Source organism: Pedobacter sp. 05L430 (assembly GCF_056397585.1).
In genome coordinates this window covers 1-17,801 of sequence record NZ_JBFTNT010000088.1, presented here as the reverse complement: position 1 = coordinate 17,801, position 17,801 = coordinate 1, and the positions used below count along the sequence as shown (strand labels likewise).

The following is a 17,801-nucleotide window of genomic DNA, read 5'->3' as shown; positions in this document are numbered from 1 at the left end:
AAACAAACCCAGCGTACACCAAAAGAGATTAGAAATATTGCTGTTTGAATTTTATAATGATCTGTTTGAATCCTTTAAACTACCGATCTTGGTAATTAGGTAATTTTGGATCATAAAATCTAAAAGTTATGAAATACAGGAATTTGGGTAAAACAAAAGAACAGCTATCGGCGATAGGTTTGGGCTGTATGGGAATGAGCTTTGCTTATGGCCCTGTTGACGATACAGAAAGTATTGCAACACTTCATAAAGCGCTTGATCTTGGAATTAATTTCTGGGATACTGCTGATATGTATGGAAATGGAAATAATGAAGAACTAATTTCTAAAGTTTTAGTTCCCAATAGAGATAAGGTCTTTATTGCTACTAAATTTGGATTCAGATTTAAAGATAACATTGCAGGATCAAGTAATGCTTCTGGAACTTACTTTGATGGTTCACCAAAATGGATTAAGGTTGCTGTAGAAAATAGCTTAAAACGTTTAAAAATAGATACAATTGATTTGTATTATGCTCACAGGATAGATCCAGACGTTCCGGTTGAAGATACAGTCGGAGCTATGGCAGAGCTGGTAAAAGAAGGTAAAGTACGGTATCTTGGATTGAGCGAGGCATCGCCTGCTTCTATCCGTAGAGCTCATGCAGTGCATCCAATTACGGCGTTGCAAAGTGAATATTCGTTGCTTACCAGAGATGTGGAAGGTGAGATATTGAGTACCGTGCGTGAACTTGGGATTACACTTATCCCTTATTCCCCGCTGGCAAGAGGTTTGGTAACTAACGCTTTAAATGTGGAACAGCTTGATGATACCGACTTCCGTAAAACACTTCCACGTTATAGCGGGGATAACCTAAAGAACAATGAAGGGCTTGCGCATGATTTTGGAAAGCTGGCACAGGAAAAAGGATGTACAGCGGCCCAATTGGCACTTGGATGGGTACTGGCTCAAGGCGATGATGTAATTCCTATCCCGGGAACCAAGAAAAGAAAATACCTTGAAGAAAATGTAGGGGCGGTTGATCTTACATTATCTGCCAACGACTTAAAAATCATCGATGAACTACTCCTTCGTTATCCAAATACAGGTGAGCGCTACAATGAGGGCTCAATGAAGCTGGTAAATAGATAGTTTTTGGTGAATTAATTTAGTTAATAAGTACCTTGCGCCCTTCTTTAGCTGAGCGTTTAGCTGCCTCCAATATTTTTACTACAATCAGATTGTTGTTTAGTGATGATAGATCATTTTCGGGTTTTACTTCATTTTTCAGCACTGCAGCAAGATAGTTAAGGTGGTTGCTATGCGCCGGCGCTAAAGGTTTGGCTTCTTCTAGCTGATAGTTGTTTTTTCCGTTTTCCTTGGTACGAAGTGTATTTGAGTTTACTGCCTGTATGTATCCTGTTTTTCCAAATACTTCCATGTCTTTTATGCTAAACGGCCAGTTCCATGAAGCTTCTATGATGCCAGTTGCCGTTGGATATTCGAGTAATATTGTTGCATCATCGTCAACGTTCGGGTAAACATCCTTTTTTATCTGATGTGTTAATGCAGTAACTGAAATGGGCGCTTTTCCATTCATTAGCCAGGTCATAAGATTTGCACCATAACAACCAAAATCTATAATCGCACCTCCACCATTCTTTTTTGGATCTGTAAGCCAATTTAAGAATTCCTTGCTTACCCCAATTTCTTTAGGTCCTTCATGGCCATCATGTGCAACTATTTTTCTAATGTCTCCAATAGCACTGCTTTGTTTAATTCGGGTGTATGCTTCCTGATTGCTTGGATACCATGTGGTTTCGTAATTGGTTAACAAATGGATTTTGTATTGTTTGGCTAATGCGGCCATACGCTCAGCATGTTTTACAGATACAGCTAAAGGTTTTTCTACCATAACAGAAATACCAAGAGGAGCAGCTGCCTCTACTACCATTAAATGATCTTCAATCGCATTGTAAGCAAGTACTGCATCAGGTTTACGGTGTTTCAGGAGCTCTTTTAAGTCTGTGAAAAATATTGAATCAGCAAACTTAAAGCGGGCTTTAAATCTTTCTACTAAAACCGGGTTTTCTTCTGCAATACCAATGATGTTTACCTCTCCTTTTTTGTAGCTATCCATTATCAGGTTTACGTGATCATGACTAAGGCCAGCCAATACAACGTTTAATTTGGATTGTGCTTTAACCTGTAAAGAAAAAAATGCCAACAGGGCAATGGTAAGGAACTTTTGCATAAGATAATTCTTAAGGTCTTGTATGTTAACTGAAGGGCAATTTATGAATTATTGGTGTCCTAATTGAGACATTCTTGTAACAAATCAGGTCAAGTGATTAGAAAAATGTAAATTGACCTGCCCTAAAACTGGTCATGGTATGAGATATATTATTGCTTTTATAATAGTTGTTGCTTCCTTTTTAAATGTGAATGCTCAAGCATTTAAGTATGCCTTTGTAACAGATACACATGTTGGTACTGAAACTGGTGAGGAGGATTTGAGAAGAACAGTAAATGATATTAATCAACAGAATGACCTTGATTTTATTATCGTTACGGGTGATGTAACTGAAATGGGAACTAAGTTGGAAATTAAGCTTGCAAAGGAGATTTTAACCGGGCTCAAAAAACCATGGTATGTTATTCCTGGTAATCATGATACAGGTTGGTCGGAGTCGGGTGGAGTAGACTTTATTCGTGAATTTGGAAATGATAAATTTACATTTGATCATAATGGGTATCGATTTATTGCCTGTGCATCGGGTCCTTATGTGAGGATGTCGGACGGACACATTCCAAGAGATGCCGTAGTGTGGCTTGATGAAGTTTTAAAGAAAACACCAGCAGATATGCCAATTGTATTTATCAATCATTATCCTATTGATAATAGTTTGGATAATTGGTACGAAGCAACAGACAGGATTAAAAAATACAATATTCAATATGCGATTTGCGGCCATGGCCATGCAAACCAGGCAATGGATTTTGAAGGAGTACCCGCAACTATGGGACGCTCTAATTTGAGAGCTAAAGATAGTGTCGGGGGATACAATGTGGTTACAATGCGAAGTGATTCTGTCTTGTTTGCTGTTAAAAAGCCCGGATTGGCGATAGAACCTAACTGGCGTGGTATTGCTTTGGGTAAATTTATTCCCAATAGCAGTGGTAAAATAGTAAGACCATCTTATGAGATAAATGCCACTTATCCGCAGGTTAAACAGACTTGGAATTATCATGCAAGTGCAAATGTGGTACTGACTCCAGCTGCTACTAAGAAACTGGTGGTGTTTGGAAATAGCATTGGTGAGGTTGAGGCATTATCCATAAAAGATGGCAGCAAAAAATGGGGATTTAAAACCGGTGGTGCTATTTATTCTTCTCCTGTAATTGTAGGTAATGTTATTGCATTGGGTTCTGGTGATGGTTGTATTTATGGTTTGGACCTGAATAGTGGAAAGGAGATATGGAAAATTAAAACTGGAGCATCTGTTTTAGGTGCGCCGGTTACTGATGGCAGAGTTGTTTATATTGGAGGAAGTGATCATAATTTTAGAGCTATTGATGCTAAAACCGGTAAGCAAATCTGGAGTTTTGATGGGGTAGAAGGGGCTATTGTAGGCAAACCTTTAATATATCAGGGCAAGGTGCTTTTTGGCTCTTGGGGGCGCCATTTATATGCTTTAGATGAAAGCAATGGTACGTTACTTTGGAAGTGGAACAATGGAAGTGCTAATCGTATGTTTTCTCCGGCGATGTGTACTCCAGTAGCGAAGGATGGCGTAGTTTATTTTGCTGCACCAGATAGGGTACTTACCGCGTTGGATGTTAATAATGGCAATGTTCTATGGAGGAACAAAGAGGCTACAGTGAGAGAATCAATAGGTATATCTGAAGATGGCAGTCTTATTTTTGGCAAAACAATGAACAATGAAGTAGTAGCTTATAAAACACAAACTACAGATCCGGGTGTTCTTTGGCGTTTAGACATGGGATTTGGGTATGAGCATACGCCCTCTATGCTAATTGCAAAAGATAAACAAGTTTTCTTTGGAACAAGAAACGGTGTAGTATATGCTTTTGATCCTGTTAGTCAGAAAACAGTTTGGGCACACAAAGTAGATAATTCTATGGTAAACACCGTAAACGTTATCAGTAAAAAATCTGTTTTACTGGCAACAATGGATGGTGTTGTAACCTTACTTACAGTTAAGTAAAAGTAGACCTATTCATCAACCTTACTCCATACTTCATAGATTTTAGCTCCTTTACTGCTCAATCCACTATGATGCCACTTGCCATCCTGCAATTTTCCATCAAATACTAATGAAACCCCAACACGACTATTGTCTCTTGAGAAAAACTCTATTTGTTCTGTGTATTTTCCATCTTTAAAAGTATATGAACCGCCGCCGGTGCCAGAAAATTCTTTTTTCTCGGGGTCAATAGCTACCCATTGAAATTTCTTGCCTGTAAGGAGTTTGTAAGTTTGGCGGGAGCCGGTTTGATGAATATCAGCAACCTTGCCATCTTCCTGCATTCTGCCAGTTATGCGCCATACGCCCGCAAGTGGCGCTTTCCCATCATCTACACGGTTGAAATTAACACGTCCGTCTGGTACATCCATAGATAGCTTATCCGCAGAAACTTCAAATGGAACATTTAGTTCGCCTCCAACATTGGATGAATCTGAACTGTTAAAATACACCTTTGCTTTAATGGTTCCATTGTTTGCTTCATAACTACCCCCGCGAGACATTATAAACTTATCAGCCTGGTGTATGGTATGTATGAAATAGCCATCTTCAAAAAAAAGCTGATGCTGATCTGTTCCATTGCTGAATTCCCATGCGCCAGTAAGAGCGCTCATTTGGGCCTGAGCTGTAGTAAAGGAAATACTGATTGCAAGTATTAACAAGATGATGTGCCTTTTCATAATGATTTAATTTATAAGTGATTGTATTAAAGATAAAAAACATTCTATGTTTATCTACAGTATTTCTCCAAAATTGTATCCCATCTTTAATTTGAAATTCCTTGGAGGGAATAAAACGATTAGAAGATGTATAGGAAATTATTAGTTATATTGGTCTTGTTCACAATACCCGGGCTTATTTTTGCCCAAACTCAGGATACATTACAGGAAAAGGGTAATTTTAGGTCAGACTCCAGTATGATGGTTTCGAGTAATTATAAACCCAAAGTTACAGCCTTTATTATTCCAGCAGTATTTATTGGTTACGGTGTGGTATCATTAACCGGTGATAATGTGATCAGGCGACTTGATTATAGCACTAAGGATGAGTTGCAGGAAGACCATCCTTTGTTTGCAGCACATGCGGATGATTATATGCAGTTTGCCCCGGCTGCGGCAGTTTATGGGCTTAATCTCTTAGGCATAAAAGGCAAGCATTCTTTGCTTGATGCTACTGGTTTATATGTATTATCATCTGCAATTATGGGCGGAAGTGTAACGGCATTAAAGAAAGCTACTCACAGACTCAGGCCTAACGGTTCGGGATATACTTCATTTCCTTCTGGTCATACTGCCAATGCATTTGCTGCCGCTGAATTTCTCAAACAGGAATATAAAGATGTTTCGCCTTGGTACGGTTACGCTGGGTATACGGTCGCAATTGCAACCGGTGTACTCAGAACGTATAACAATAAACATTGGGCTAGCGATGTGGTTGCAGGGGCGGGATTTGGTATTCTTTCTACTAAATTGTCGTACTTGTTATATCCTAAACTGAAAAAGCTGATTACAGGAAAGGGAAGTTTTAATTATACAGTAATGCCATCCTATCAGCAGCATAGTATGGGGCTTTCTTTGAGCGGAACCTTCTAATGTAATATAGATTAGCCGAATAACGGGTTGTAGCTTATTGGTTTATAATGTATTTTTAGAAGGAAATACGCCCTGACTTATGATCGAGATTGTTATTCCGTACATTGCTATAATTATTGTAATACTTTTTCTGGTAATGCTTGCCCAGAAGTTGAAAATTGCCTATCCGATAGTGCTTGTGGTTGGTGGCCTTGCAATAAGTTTATTACCCGGACTGCCCGTAATTAGCATTAACCCTGAACTTATATTTATTATTTTTCTTCCTCCATTACTATATGAGGCAGCCTGGTATACCTCCTGGAAAGATTTCTGGCGATGGAGAAGGGTAATTACGAGTTTTGCCTTTTTGATTGTATTGCTTACTTCGCTGGTGATTGCCCTGGTATCTCAAATGATCATACCAGGGTTTACATTGGCTTTGGGTTTATTACTTGGAGGAATAGTTTCTCCCCCAGATGCAGTGTCGGCAACCTCTATATTAAAGACAATAAAAGTTCCCAAGCGCATCACTGCCATATTGGAAGGTGAAAGTTTGCTAAATGACGCTTCAAGTTTAATTGTATTTCGTTTTGCTATTATCGCGGTTAGTACCGGAAGCTTTGTTTTTCATGAAGCTGCATTGAGTTTTGTTATTGTAGTTTTAATGGGCGTTCTAATTGGAATAGCAGTAGGACTAGTGTATTTTGCAGTTCATAAATGGATGCCAACTGATCCGAATATCGATATCATACTTACGTTAACTGCTCCTTACGTCATGTACATTGCTGCTGAGCATTTTCATTTTTCAGGCGTGCTGGCAGTAGTAAGTGGTGGGCTTTTTCTATCCTCAAAGAGTCACTTGTTCCTAAGTCACAGTAGCAGATTGCGGGGTGCTAATGTGTGGTCTGCATTTGGGTTTGTGTTAAATGGGCTTGTATTTATGCTTATTGGTCTGGAATTGCCGGTAATCGTTAATCAGCTCGGAAACGTAAGTTTAGGAGCCGCTATTGGTTACGGCGTTCTGATTACTTTAGTGCTTATTGTTACCAGGATACTGAGTACACTTGGGGCTTCTGTATTTACGGTATTTATCAGCCGCTACATAACCACAGCCGATAACAGACCGGGTTGGAAAGGACCGGTTATTATAGGCTGGGCAGGTATGCGAGGTGTGGTTTCCTTAGCTGCAGCATTATCAATACCGGCATATATGGGTAACGGGGTCCCGTTTCCTCAACGAAATCTTATTTTATTCATCACGTTTACGGTGATTCTTTTAACGCTTGTGGTACAGGGAATAAGCCTTCCTTATGTGATTAAATGGGTTAATATGTCAGATCCTGATAACCACCTTCCTGAATCAGAAGAGGACTCAAGAATAAGAAAAATGCTTGCCGAACACAGTATGCAATATCTGGATGCTAATCATTCTGAAAGGGTTAAAGTCAGCCCTGGATTACAACAGATCAGGGCTAGATTAGAGAATGATTTGGCCTTCGAACATCCGCAATATGATCATCAAGCGAAAGATTATCAAGATGTTTACCTTCAGTTACTAATTAAACAACGGCTATTTCTGACAGCGCTAAATAAAGAGCAGGATACGGATGAAGACGTGATTAGGAAATTGCAGGGGCTGATTGATCTTGAAGAAGAAAAACTCAGGGTACGATTTGACCTTTAATTAGTAGGATGTCGGTGGAGCGCCCGTCCATCGTTTAAAGGCCCTTGTAAAGGCACTTAATTCGTTGTAGCCAAGCAGGTATGAGATTTCTTTTATTTGATGTTCCCMTGATTTAAGATATTTTAAGGCCAGTTGTTTCCTTGCCTGATCCGCTATATACTGAAAACCTGTATCTTCTTCCTCCAATTTTCGCTGTAAGGTGCGCACGCTCATATTAAAGTTTGCCGCCACATCTTTTATTGATGAAATACCGAGGTAAGATTTTGCTAAAAGATAATTGTAAACCATCATTTCGAACTTATCCGGTTGGGTATTGGATAATTGATCAATATGCTGTAACAGCGTTTGTTGTATGCTGTAATTACCAGTAATAATTATATCATCCCAGATTTTTTTGTCGAATTGAATACAATAGCCGTCGCCTCGCTGAGGTTTACATCGTAAAACACGCTMGTATTCCTGATCGTGTGTGATCTCGTATGGAAATGTTACTTTTAGAGGTTTTATTTTTTCTAAAAGCAAACCATCCAATTCATGAATAGTAAATGCCATGAAAAAATCTACCATTTGTTTGTAAGCCAGATTTGTATGGTCTACCTTTTTATCCGGATTGAAAATGATGTCAAATACATCTGATTTCAAATTCACTTTCATACTGAACAGATCAGTTATTAAATGTGTTAATGTTGATGCCTGGGTTAAAGCATCGCCAATAGTGGTGCTTGTTTTAATGACTTCCCCAACGGCACCCAGTGCCGCTAATTGCATTGATTCTCCAAAATGGAGGCCAAATAAAGAATCTCGGCTGTTCTGAACTGCATTAAGCCAAATGTCATTCCATTGTTTTGGACCAAAATTTACCGTTTTGTTTTCCCTCAAAGATTTAAAATCGATGCCTGACAGATTGCATAATTTTTTGACATCAAGATCTCTTTGTGCATAATAAGCAAGTAGGCTCAATATAAAACGGTGCTGATGGTTTTCCATTTAGTAAAGTTATAGATTTAGTTATTCATTAAATATGTTTGTCGTGAAAAGACAACTCCTTGTCATTTATTGGTAAGGATAAACATCCTTGTGAGCACTTTCTTTGCATTAGACAATAATTAACAATTTAAAATCAAAGAACATGGAAAATCAAGCGATGAATGTAGTTACAGAATTTTTAACTGCAGTGCAAAAAGGAAATACAGCGAAATTAGGGGCATTGTTGCATCCGGAAGTAAAATGGTCGCAACCCGGAGATAATGTGGTTTCAGGATTTAAAAGCAATGCTGACGAGGTATTTCAAATGGTTGGTCAAATGTTTGAGCTATCCTCTAACACATTGGCTTTAACAGAAATAAAAGTGCTTGCCGAAAATGGAAACAGTATTGCTTGTCTTGTTCATTGGAAGGCCATACGCCCAAACGGTCAGGTTTTGGATATAGACAATATTGATGTGTATACTGTAGGGAACGGTTTAATCAATAATGTTGTGGTTTACTCAGAGGATATTGATTTTGAGAATGAGTTTTGGAGAAGATAATTCGGTATTTATGACTTTTGAGTAAGAGAGGGTGGATTATTCCACCCCTTTAACTTTCATTGGTAGCGTATATATGGTTTTGCGAGCAGTAATGAATAATATGTTCCTGTCCTTCCCTGCAAAACACACGTTACTTGGCCCGTCCTTTATCTTTAATTCGGCAATGAGCTCTCCTGCAGGATTGTATATGAAAACACCTTGTCCTAAAGTAAGATAAACATTGCCTTTTTCATCGAGTGTCATACCGTCAGATCCCTTATTAATGATCAATTGTTTTCCGGTTAGTTCACCATTTTTTTCGATAGCATATTTGTAAGTCTTTCCTGCATTAATATCCGATACATATAGATATTTGCCATCTGGTGTGCCAACAATTCCATTTGGTTTTACCAGGCCATCGGCGGCTATTTTTGGCTTTTTGCTGCCTTTTGCAAGGTAATAGACATCGTCACTTTTAAGATCTGGTGAAGTTCTTGTCCAGTAATCACGTTGATAATATGGATCTGTGAAATACATATCCCCGTTTGGATGAATCCAAATATCATTTGGTCCGTTAAATTGTTTGCCATCCAGGTCATTCATGATAACCTTTACTTTTCCTGATGGGCTTATTGACCATAATTGACCTTTTTCATCAGCACAGGTAATCAGGTTTCCTTTTTTGTCGAAGTATGTACCATTGGCTCTACCAGCTTTATCAAGAAAAATGGAAAGGTTCCCGTCAGTACTGTATTTCCATATTTTATCATTGGGTTGATCTGTGAAAAACACATTTCCATTTTTATCAACAGAGCAACCCTCCGTAAAACTAAAATCAGATGATATAAGTTTAGCATCGTCTGCCGCAAATAGATTACTTGGATGTGAGGTTAAGTTTTGTGCGAATAAATAAGGTGATGAAACGGAGAGGAGAATGGCAAGGATACCAAGACGTTTAATTTTCATGTTCATTTGGTTTGTGTGTTGATAAAATGTACAAGATAATGAAATGTGCTGAAATAATATGACCGTGGAGTAAAATGTATAAATTTGAGACCATTTACCATTACCATATGTATATATCTAAGCAAAATCTGACAACAGATGAAAATGAAATCATTGAATTTATTACCCAATATAGCTTTGCTGCTATTGTAACCTCGAACAACGATCGTCCTAATGCGAGCCATTTACCTTTTGTAATAGAGAAAAGAGGAGATAAAACTATTTTGATAGGCCATTTTGCAAAAGCTAATCCGCAATGGAAAGAGTTATTGAATAATGAGGTGCTGGTGGTGTTTTCAGAGCCACATGCGTATATCTCGCCGAAGCTTTATGATAAAGAGTTAAATGTGCCTACCTGGAATTACATAGCGGTCCACGCTTATGGCAAAGCACGTATTCTAAGTGAAACCACCCATATGCTTGAAGTTATGGAAAAATCAATAAATGCTTTTGAAGCTGATTATATGACTCAATGGAATAAGCTGCCTGAAGAGTATAAATTGAAAATGCTAAACGGAATTGTGGCTTTTGAAATTGAAGTTTCTTCGTTTGAGGCCAGTAAGAAATTAAGCCAAAATAAAACAAGTGCTGAGCAGCATAGAATTATTGAATCTTTGAGTAGAAGTGAGCATGATGTTGAAAGACAGATTGGGATATATATGAAGAAAGAAATAAAAGATTTATAAGTTTACTTATATCTTTTACCTATTGAATTTTAAAATATTTGTAGAAATGCAAAAAACAAATAAGAATTGGATTTTACTTGTTTTTGGTATAATAATGAACAATTCTTTTGAGACAAACGCTCAACAGATACTACCAATCAACGAAAAATCATATACCGACAGTTTGCAATCCATTTTGCAATCGAAACAATCTGATAGCATCAAAGCCAGAACCAGCTATTTATTATCGGATTATTGGCGATCAAAAGATACCGTTAAGAGTAAAGAATATTTAATAAAAGGGAAGGCAATGGGAAGTAAATATCCATTGGTTAAGGCGCTTTACCCATTTTATGAAGGTCAGTATTACTTTACACGTAATACTTCAAAAGCCGCTGAGGCTTTTATGAATGCCGAGAAAGAATTAGCTGCTTTTAAAGATAAAGAAGTTTACAAGTTCAGATCTGCAGCATGGTATAATTATGCCATAATGAAGAAAACTGAAAAGGGCGATGCTTTTGTAATTGATATCGCAATTAACAAAGCAATACCCTTGTCTGAAAAAGCAGGTGATGCTGAAAAAACCGCCCACTATTATTCGCAATTGGGTACGCTATTAATGTATAATGGCCAGTTTGAAAAAGCTGAAATTTATAATAATAAAGCAATTAGCTTATTGGAAAGTAAATATCCAAATTCATCAATTTTACTGCACGCTTATTTAGCTGCAACCAGCAATTACTGTTATCAGGAGAAAAAAACTGAAGCAAAAAAAGTACTTGACAAGGCAGGTGAAATGTTGAAGGGATACCCTAAATCCATTAACTATCCGAATTATTACTATAACGAAGCAATTTACCTAACCTTAACAAACCAGTTTGACAAGGCGCTGATGAGTCTTGACAAAGGTATACCGTTAGCAAAAGAATACAACCAGACTATGCTTTGGCAGATGCTTGTTTTCAGGAAATATGAGGTATTTGTTAGATTAAAAGAATTTAAGAAAGCTAAAGAGGTTTTATTAGGGCTATTGAGGGAAGGCCCGCTTGCGGCGGATGTAAACAGTAGAAAAGCTATTTACGATCAGTTGGCTAAAACCAACGCAAGCATGGGACTAATGGAAGAGGCTTATAAATGGTCTACTGCTTATAGCAAAACAAGTGACAGTCTGAATGATAGTAAACTAAAGGAAAATATTAATGCCCTGGAGGCTAAATTCAGAAATGCCGAAAATCAAAAGATGATTACTCAACTCGAAGCCGAAAATCAAAAGGCTGCGTTGTCGGCAAAAAACACCAGGCTTGCCAATTGGTTACTTGGTGGTGCGGTTATATTCCTGATCGCGATTGCAATTTTTATTTTGTACTACTATAGAAATAAAGCAAAGCTAATATCAACCAACGCGATGCTGGAAGGGGAGGAAAGAGAGCGAACAAGAGTAGCAAGGGATTTGCACGACGGCTTAGGAGGGATGCTTGCTGGTGTAAAAATTAACCTTTCCGGCTGGGCAGAGAATCAGGGCGCTAATATTAATAATGTTGAATTAGATCGAATCATTGGTCAACTTGACAACTCTGTGAAAGAACTAAGGCACATAGCCAGAAATATGATGCCCGAAACGCTCTTAAAGTTCGGTTTGGAAACAGCGTTGAAAGATTTGTGTGAGTCGGTAATGACAAACGATATTAAAATCAGCTTCCAGGCTTTAAGTGTTAAAGAGAAGATCTCTACTAAAACGCAGCTCACTATATATAGAATAGTGCAGGAGTTACTATCTAATGCAATTCGCCACGCAAAGGCAAAAAATATTATAGTTCAATGTAGTCAGAATGAGAATTCTTTTTATATAACAATAGAAGATGACGGGACTGGCTTTGATCCGACAATTGCGGGCAGAACAAAAAGCATGGGATTGCTGAATATCAGAAATAGGATAGCCTTGCTTAAAGGAAAAATGAATATAGAATCTATAATTGACGAGGGTACGGTAGTTAATGTGGAATTGAATTCAAGTAGTATAAAATAAAAAATCCATCGCATAATGTTGCGATGGATATACCGAGCGTTTTATTTAGAAATAGTTTTGGCTTAGATAAATGGAAAGGTTACACTGCCGGAAATGATTTCATTTCCAGAAAACACCTCTGATTTAACCACTTTGTCATCCACCAATACTTCAACCTTAACCGTACCTGCAGCATAGGATGTTACTCCAACGTTAGCTCCATCCCCCATATTAACAGTTCTTTTGAATTTTTTTGTAAAAGGAATGGGTGAATCCGACAATACTGTGTGACCGCCGGTTTCATTAGTATAAGAAATGTTTATTTTAGCCAATCCAGAAGTTGTTGTTACCCTGTACTCGATCGTTACTTCTTTGGGATAACTGCTTGACTGATCAGGACCATCCTTGTCTTTTCCGCATGATGCGAACATGACTACCGCTACTAGCATAGTCACAATTTTAAGCGTCGATTTTTTTAATGATAAAATTTTCATAGGTATTAGATTTAAATTTTCTACCGCAAAAATATTTTATGTTTTCAAGGAAGACAATCCCGTTAAACATGGTTTTTCTTCTACTGGTTTTCTGGTATTTTTTTTGCTTATAAACTGAGTTCCGAAATGATATCTATTTTTAACCGAAATGAATCGAAAAATCTCCCTTGCCATTGTTGATGATCACCCTATTGTTGTCCAAGGCCTCCAAATGATACTTACCAATAATAGTGATATCAATGTAACAGGCTGTTTTACATCAGGCAGCGATTTTATTGAGTTTTTAAAGAACAACGAAGTTGATATAGTATTACTGGACATCATGCTTCCCGACAGTAATGGGATGGATGTATGTAAAGAAATAAAAAGTGTATCTCCTAATACGTGTGTTTTGGCTTTGAGTAATCACAGCGAACGAAGTATAGTAATGCAAATGCTCCAAAATGGAGCAAGCGGGTATTTACTGAAAAATGTTTCGGTGCAAGAATTGACTAATTGTATTTACGAAGCTCTTAATGGAGAAGTGGCCTTTAGCAAGGCTGTAAAAGAAATTCTAGCTCGTCCGTCTGCCAATGATCTGAAAGGAATACCCCAACTCACTAAAAGAGAAAAAGAAGTATTACAACTAATAGCCGAAGGAAAAACAACGGCATTAATGGCGAAACACCTTTTCGTGAGCCCGTTAACAATAGAGACCCACAGAAGAAATCTGCTGCAAAAATTTGAAGTCAAGAATGTGGCTTCATTAATAAAAATTGCAGCAGATCAGGGGCTTCTTAAGTCTATTGGTTAGTTTTTTGATGAACTAATATTAGTCTATGTATGTTGACAATAGATTTTTTATCATCAGGCTTGAAATGTAAGGTTATCGCATTTTTAAAGTCATCCAGATCAATATCACAGAGATAGGAATTTGGAAAAGATTGGCGTTTCTCCGTATAAAAAGAAATTGGCTCACTTACCAGTTTTTGCCTTTGCCATATGGTAATTTCAGCTCCGTCATCAGATTTTTCCATATCAGCATACAATTTGTAATGACCTTTAGGCAGCTCACTAAGATCTATCTTTACTTGTCCGCCACCCGTAGCGTGTAAAATGTTTCCATCTATTTTTACCGCGCCCCCAATAGTATATTGCATTAGTTGAGGATAAACCATAAGCGTGTCGGGTATGTACACCTTGGTTAGTTCCTCGGTTGGTAAAACAAGGTTACTGTTAATTGATTTGTCTGCATAATAGAATGCTACAGAAGTATAATCTCCAGGTTTATTGTTTTTTTCCGGACCATGTTCAATAGTGTGTTTTATTTCTTTTTCAAAAGGCATTTTGTCCGATATAAATAGCCTGTATCCTCCGGTTCTGGCGTATGGCAAAGAATAATCAAGAGAGCCATGAAGTGGTAGGCTCATTTTTCTGTCCCAACGGTCAAGCAAAGCATACCATCCACCATTAAAATAATCTTCCGAGCCTGTTCCATGCATTCTCATCTCACCGTCTATAGTAGTTACATCATCACCCTCAAAGAATAATGTCATTCCCGGATTAAGCCCCTGAGCTTGAAGAATTGTCCCCACATAATGTCCCTTGCCTTTTCCCTCTAAGAATAAATGAGGTGTTTCTGGTTTAGTATTTTTATCCGGATTCCAAAAGGCATAGAATTTACCTTCTTTTGGCATAACCAAAGAAATCTGCCACAGGCATAAATATTGCCGGTTGTTCATCGTCCCAGCTCATCTTAATTAACACATTTTTATTTAGACCTCTAAAAGAATCGGCATGATGCAATTTTATACCAGTTATTCTTCCTCCTTCATTTATATCTGCAATGGTAACTGATTTGGAGGGGGTTAATATACTTTCAGTATGGATCGGTTTGCTATTTAGCTTAGCCACTTTGTTCCAATCATCACCAAGCGTAGTTAATACAAGTTTTTCCTGTTCATTAAGTTCAGAACTAAAATTTCTAATCTGGTAATTCTTGGGATAGCTTCTATATTGAATTTGATAGAATTCCATCTTTTTACCTCTCGAAACGATTTTGCAGCCATTCTTGAATGAGATTGGAAAATAACAAAAATAGCCGCCAAGTTCATTGCCTGTTAATGGCGAAATAAAAGGAAATACTTTGCCTGAGAAAAGATCTGAAAAACGAATTGAAAAGTTAGGTTTTGCTGATCCTCCGAAATAAAAATCAAGCATATCATTATTCGGTGTTGGCGTCCAGATCCTATTGATTACCCCGTTTCCTTTAGCTTCAAATATCACTAATGAGCTATCCGCATTTTTGCGTATAAAAGAATATTTGCCACTAAACCCATCATCATTGTTTCCTGTGGTATCGTAAGAGGAGACCTGCTTTACTTTGGTATCCTTCCAATATTTAGGCAGGTCTTGTATCAAGCATAATTTATTTAACTCAGTTGTTGTGTTTATTTGGTTGTTTTGGGCTATGGCGTTAAGGGTTAAACCACTTACCAGTAAGCATAGATAGGCTCTTTTCATCCGCTTAATTTAATTATTTTCATCAATAATTTCTAAAAATTACATCAAGAGAACACTTAAATGTAGATACCAATGTTAATATTCTTATATTTGCTAATATTTGTAGTATTTCAATTATTGTTATGACCGTTACTGTACTTCCAATTATAGAACCAGAATCTATTCCTGCTGCGCCGCTTGCTAAAGTTATGAATGAAAGATTACGTCGTTTGGCTACCGAGTTGAAAGAAATACACCTTATAGAATTGGAATCTGTTGAACCTCTGTTTGAAGATCTGGTAATCTATATAGGTTATAATAATAAATATGGAATCCGTTGGAAAATAGTAAACGACGTTCCCTTGAAGATAGAAACCATTGTGGCTGATCAATGCGCATTGCTAGGCTATATTAAATGGAAAACGGCAACACTTAATAGTTTCCATGGAAGATAGTATCCGCTAAGTTAACATATGGGTTTGACGATAAAGCTTTGGAGTCTTTCCCGTGATCATTTTAAAACTTTTGTGAAAAGAAGCAAAATTGTTAAAGCCCGACTCAAAGCATATCTGCTTAATATCCATTTTGTTTTCAAGAATTAACTTGCAGGAATAGCCAATTCTTATATCTACAAGGAATTTTGAAAAAGTCTTACCGGTTCGGGTTTTAAAATAACGGCAAAAGGAATTTGGAACTAAGTCTGCAACAGAAGCTATTTCTTCCAACTGAATTTTTTTCTTGAAATTATTTAGCGCAAAATTGTAAATGTTATTCATTCGTTCATTTTCAGATGCACTATAATCGTATTTAAAACCTATAGAAGAAAGCAGCGCAATTTGAGGAAGGTTTGCTATTGCCATTAAACATTCAAGAAGCGTTATTATTTTAGTTATGCCATCGCTTTGATATATTTTCTCAATATATGCAGCTATTTCTAAGGCATTTTTTTCCTGTATGAGAATCCCTCTCTTGGCCTTTTCGAGAATGTTTTTAATGGGCTTGGTTTCAGGAAGATGTAGAAATCGTTCGCCAATAAAGTTATCGTAAAAATGAATTACCGTAGAATATGGTTCTTTTGATCCGGCATCGTCAAAATAAGGGGAGTCATATTTCCAGTAATGAGGTAAATCGCTTCCCACCAAAACAATATCTCCAGGCGCAAATCTCTTAATGTTATCACCCACAAACTGAGTGCCCGTGCCCTTATGAAAGCAGATCAATTCTATTTCAGTATGGTAATGCCATCTGTTATTGATATTTGGAATCATGTCTTTTCTTACACTAAAAGAATGATCTGCACTGTTCGGAATAGTTAGGTGTTGCGGTTTCATCTCTTACTATTATAGCCAAAATATACTTCAAAAAAATATTTTAATACTATTTATGTTAAAATAACTTAATAAATGGATAAACACATCATATTTTATGTTTTAAAACACGCTTCCTTTATATTATCAATTACAAAACCATTGGATGTTATCTGTAAAAAAAGAACAAATCAAGAAAAATGGCGGAGAACTGCCACCAATAATTTTTGGTACAAGTAGTTTAGGGAATTTGTATCAGTCCCTAAGCTATGAAACCAAGCGGAATATAATAAAGGAATGTATTGAGCATTCTTTTGGAAAAGCTTTGTTCGATACGGCCGGTAAGTATGGAGCCGGTTTGGCGTTGGAAGTTCTGGGTAAGAGTTTGGCAGATTTACATGTTCACCCAGATGATGTAGTGATATGCAATAAGCTGGGGTGGTATCAAACCGAATTGCTAACTCCAGAACCCACCTTTGAAAAAGACATTTGGTTTGACTTGAAAAATGATGCTGTTCAGCAAATTAGTTATGATGGTATTATGAAATGTTTTGATCAGGGAAATAGTTTGCTAGGTATTTATTCGGCAAAAATGGTTTCTGTTCATGATCCTGATGAGTATTTAGCTGCGGCAAAAGATGAGATAGAGGAGGAACAAAAGTATCAGGATATTCTTGAAGCATATAGGGCACTTGCCGAATTAAAAAGGCAGAAATTAGTAACTTCAATCGGTATTGGAGCTAAGAACTGGAAGGTAATTGAGCGTGTTGTTGCTGATGTAGAGTTGGATTGGGTAATGATTGCCAATAGCTTAACAGTAAAGTCACATCCAGAAG

Annotated in this window: 18 protein-coding genes; 10 read left to right on the top strand and 8 right to left on the bottom strand. The window is 37.4% G+C overall.

Translation table 11 applies throughout. The features are described 5' to 3' along the window. Positions 1–128 precede the first annotated feature (128 nt). Positions 129–1,130: an aldo/keto reductase gene (locus AC1DG9_RS13755; protein ID WP_172662457.1), complete on the top strand. Its 1,002-nt coding sequence runs from the start codon at positions 129–131 to the stop codon at positions 1,128–1,130. A gap of 16 nt (positions 1,131–1,146) precedes the next feature. Here the strand turns inward: AC1DG9_RS13755 and AC1DG9_RS13750 are convergent, their stop codons facing one another. Then, a complete protein-coding gene (locus AC1DG9_RS13750) occupies positions 1,147–2,232 on the bottom strand; it encodes a Gfo/Idh/MocA family protein (protein ID WP_337717829.1) in 1,086 nt (361 codons plus the stop codon). A 139-nt stretch (positions 2,233–2,371) separates the two neighbouring features. Here AC1DG9_RS13750 and AC1DG9_RS13745 point away from each other — a divergent pair, with 139 nt between their 5' ends. After that, complete coding sequence (locus AC1DG9_RS13745) at positions 2,372–4,207, top strand: outer membrane protein assembly factor BamB family protein (RefSeq protein ID WP_337717827.1); 1,836 nt, start codon at positions 2,372–2,374, stop codon at positions 4,205–4,207. Positions 4,208–4,215: 8 nt separating this feature from the next. Here the strand turns inward: AC1DG9_RS13745 and AC1DG9_RS13740 are convergent, their stop codons facing one another. Further along, positions 4,216–4,926, bottom strand: a complete 711-nt coding sequence (locus AC1DG9_RS13740) for a membrane or secreted protein (RefSeq protein WP_172662460.1) — start codon at positions 4,924–4,926, stop codon at positions 4,216–4,218. 126 nt (positions 4,927–5,052) lie between these two features. Here AC1DG9_RS13740 and AC1DG9_RS13735 point away from each other — a divergent pair, with 126 nt between their 5' ends. Both AC1DG9_RS13735 and AC1DG9_RS13730 read left to right on the top strand, forming a co-directional pair. Then, positions 5,053–5,838 (top strand): phosphatase PAP2 family protein, encoded by a 786-nt coding sequence (locus AC1DG9_RS13735; RefSeq protein WP_246269692.1) that lies wholly within the window; start codon positions 5,053–5,055, stop codon positions 5,836–5,838. A gap of 79 nt (positions 5,839–5,917) precedes the next feature. Continuing rightward, positions 5,918–7,501, top strand: a complete 1,584-nt coding sequence (locus AC1DG9_RS13730; protein ID WP_337717825.1) for a Na+/H+ antiporter — start codon at positions 5,918–5,920, stop codon at positions 7,499–7,501. Here the strand turns inward: AC1DG9_RS13730 and AC1DG9_RS13725 are convergent, their stop codons facing one another. After that, entirely contained in the window at positions 7,502–8,488 is a 987-nt protein-coding gene (locus tag AC1DG9_RS13725) for an AraC family transcriptional regulator (RefSeq protein WP_477634752.1), read from the bottom strand. A 142-nt stretch (positions 8,489–8,630) separates the two neighbouring features. Between AC1DG9_RS13725 and AC1DG9_RS13720 the strand changes: the two genes are divergently transcribed. Further along, the gene (locus AC1DG9_RS13720; protein ID WP_288883905.1) at positions 8,631–9,029 is read left to right on the top strand and encodes a nuclear transport factor 2 family protein; all 399 of its coding nucleotides are present in this window, start codon (positions 8,631–8,633) and stop codon (positions 9,027–9,029) included. 36 nt (positions 9,030–9,065) lie between these two features. Here AC1DG9_RS13720 and AC1DG9_RS13715 read toward each other — a convergent pair whose 3' ends face one another. Further along, positions 9,066–9,974 carry an SMP-30/gluconolactonase/LRE family protein gene (locus AC1DG9_RS13715; RefSeq protein ID WP_288883904.1) on the bottom strand — a complete coding sequence of 303 codons (909 nt, stop codon included), beginning with the start codon at positions 9,972–9,974 and terminating at the stop codon, positions 9,066–9,068. A gap of 107 nt (positions 9,975–10,081) precedes the next feature. Here AC1DG9_RS13715 and AC1DG9_RS13710 point away from each other — a divergent pair, with 107 nt between their 5' ends. Next, positions 10,082–10,699 (top strand): FMN-binding negative transcriptional regulator, encoded by a 618-nt coding sequence (locus AC1DG9_RS13710; protein ID WP_172662465.1) that lies wholly within the window; start codon positions 10,082–10,084, stop codon positions 10,697–10,699. A 46-nt stretch (positions 10,700–10,745) separates the two neighbouring features. Next, the gene (locus AC1DG9_RS13705; RefSeq protein WP_337717823.1) at positions 10,746–12,704 is read left to right on the top strand and encodes a sensor histidine kinase; all 1,959 of its coding nucleotides are present in this window, start codon (positions 10,746–10,748) and stop codon (positions 12,702–12,704) included. A 62-nt stretch (positions 12,705–12,766) separates the two neighbouring features. Here AC1DG9_RS13705 and AC1DG9_RS13700 read toward each other — a convergent pair whose 3' ends face one another. Beyond that, positions 12,767–13,177, bottom strand: a complete 411-nt coding sequence (locus AC1DG9_RS13700) for a hypothetical protein (RefSeq protein WP_172662467.1) — start codon at positions 13,175–13,177, stop codon at positions 12,767–12,769. Between the two features lie 148 nt (positions 13,178–13,325). Between AC1DG9_RS13700 and AC1DG9_RS13695 the strand changes: the two genes are divergently transcribed. After that, on the top strand, positions 13,326–13,970 hold the full coding sequence (locus AC1DG9_RS13695; RefSeq protein WP_337717821.1) for a response regulator transcription factor: 645 nt from the start codon (positions 13,326–13,328) through the stop codon (positions 13,968–13,970). Here AC1DG9_RS13695 and AC1DG9_RS13690 read toward each other — a convergent pair. Together AC1DG9_RS13690 and AC1DG9_RS13685 are read right to left on the bottom strand one after the other, a co-directional pair. Continuing rightward, the gene (locus tag AC1DG9_RS13690; RefSeq protein ID WP_477634751.1) at positions 13,960–14,853 is read right to left on the bottom strand and encodes a DUF2961 domain-containing protein; all 894 of its coding nucleotides are present in this window, start codon (positions 14,851–14,853) and stop codon (positions 13,960–13,962) included. The genes AC1DG9_RS13695 and AC1DG9_RS13690 overlap by 11 nt on opposite strands. Then, positions 14,837–15,679 carry a hypothetical protein gene (locus tag AC1DG9_RS13685; protein ID WP_477634750.1) on the bottom strand — a complete coding sequence of 281 codons (843 nt, stop codon included), beginning with the start codon at positions 15,677–15,679 and terminating at the stop codon, positions 14,837–14,839. The genes AC1DG9_RS13690 and AC1DG9_RS13685 overlap by 17 nt, the downstream gene beginning before the upstream one ends. Positions 15,680–15,801: 122 nt before the next feature. Here AC1DG9_RS13685 and AC1DG9_RS13680 point away from each other — a divergent pair, with 122 nt between their 5' ends. Next, positions 15,802–16,113, top strand: coding sequence for a hypothetical protein (locus tag AC1DG9_RS13680; RefSeq protein WP_172662470.1), 312 nt, complete (start codon positions 15,802–15,804; stop codon positions 16,111–16,113). Between the two features lie 6 nt (positions 16,114–16,119). Here AC1DG9_RS13680 and AC1DG9_RS13675 read toward each other — a convergent pair whose 3' ends face one another. Further along, positions 16,120–16,989, bottom strand: coding sequence for an AraC family transcriptional regulator (locus AC1DG9_RS13675; RefSeq protein ID WP_288883865.1), 870 nt, complete (start codon positions 16,987–16,989; stop codon positions 16,120–16,122). Between the two features lie 142 nt (positions 16,990–17,131). On the opposite strand from AC1DG9_RS13675, the gene AC1DG9_RS13670 reads away from it, so the two are divergent. Further along, positions 17,132–17,801: aldo/keto reductase (locus AC1DG9_RS13670; RefSeq protein ID WP_477634749.1), on the top strand; the 670-nt coding region annotated here is incomplete at its 3' end.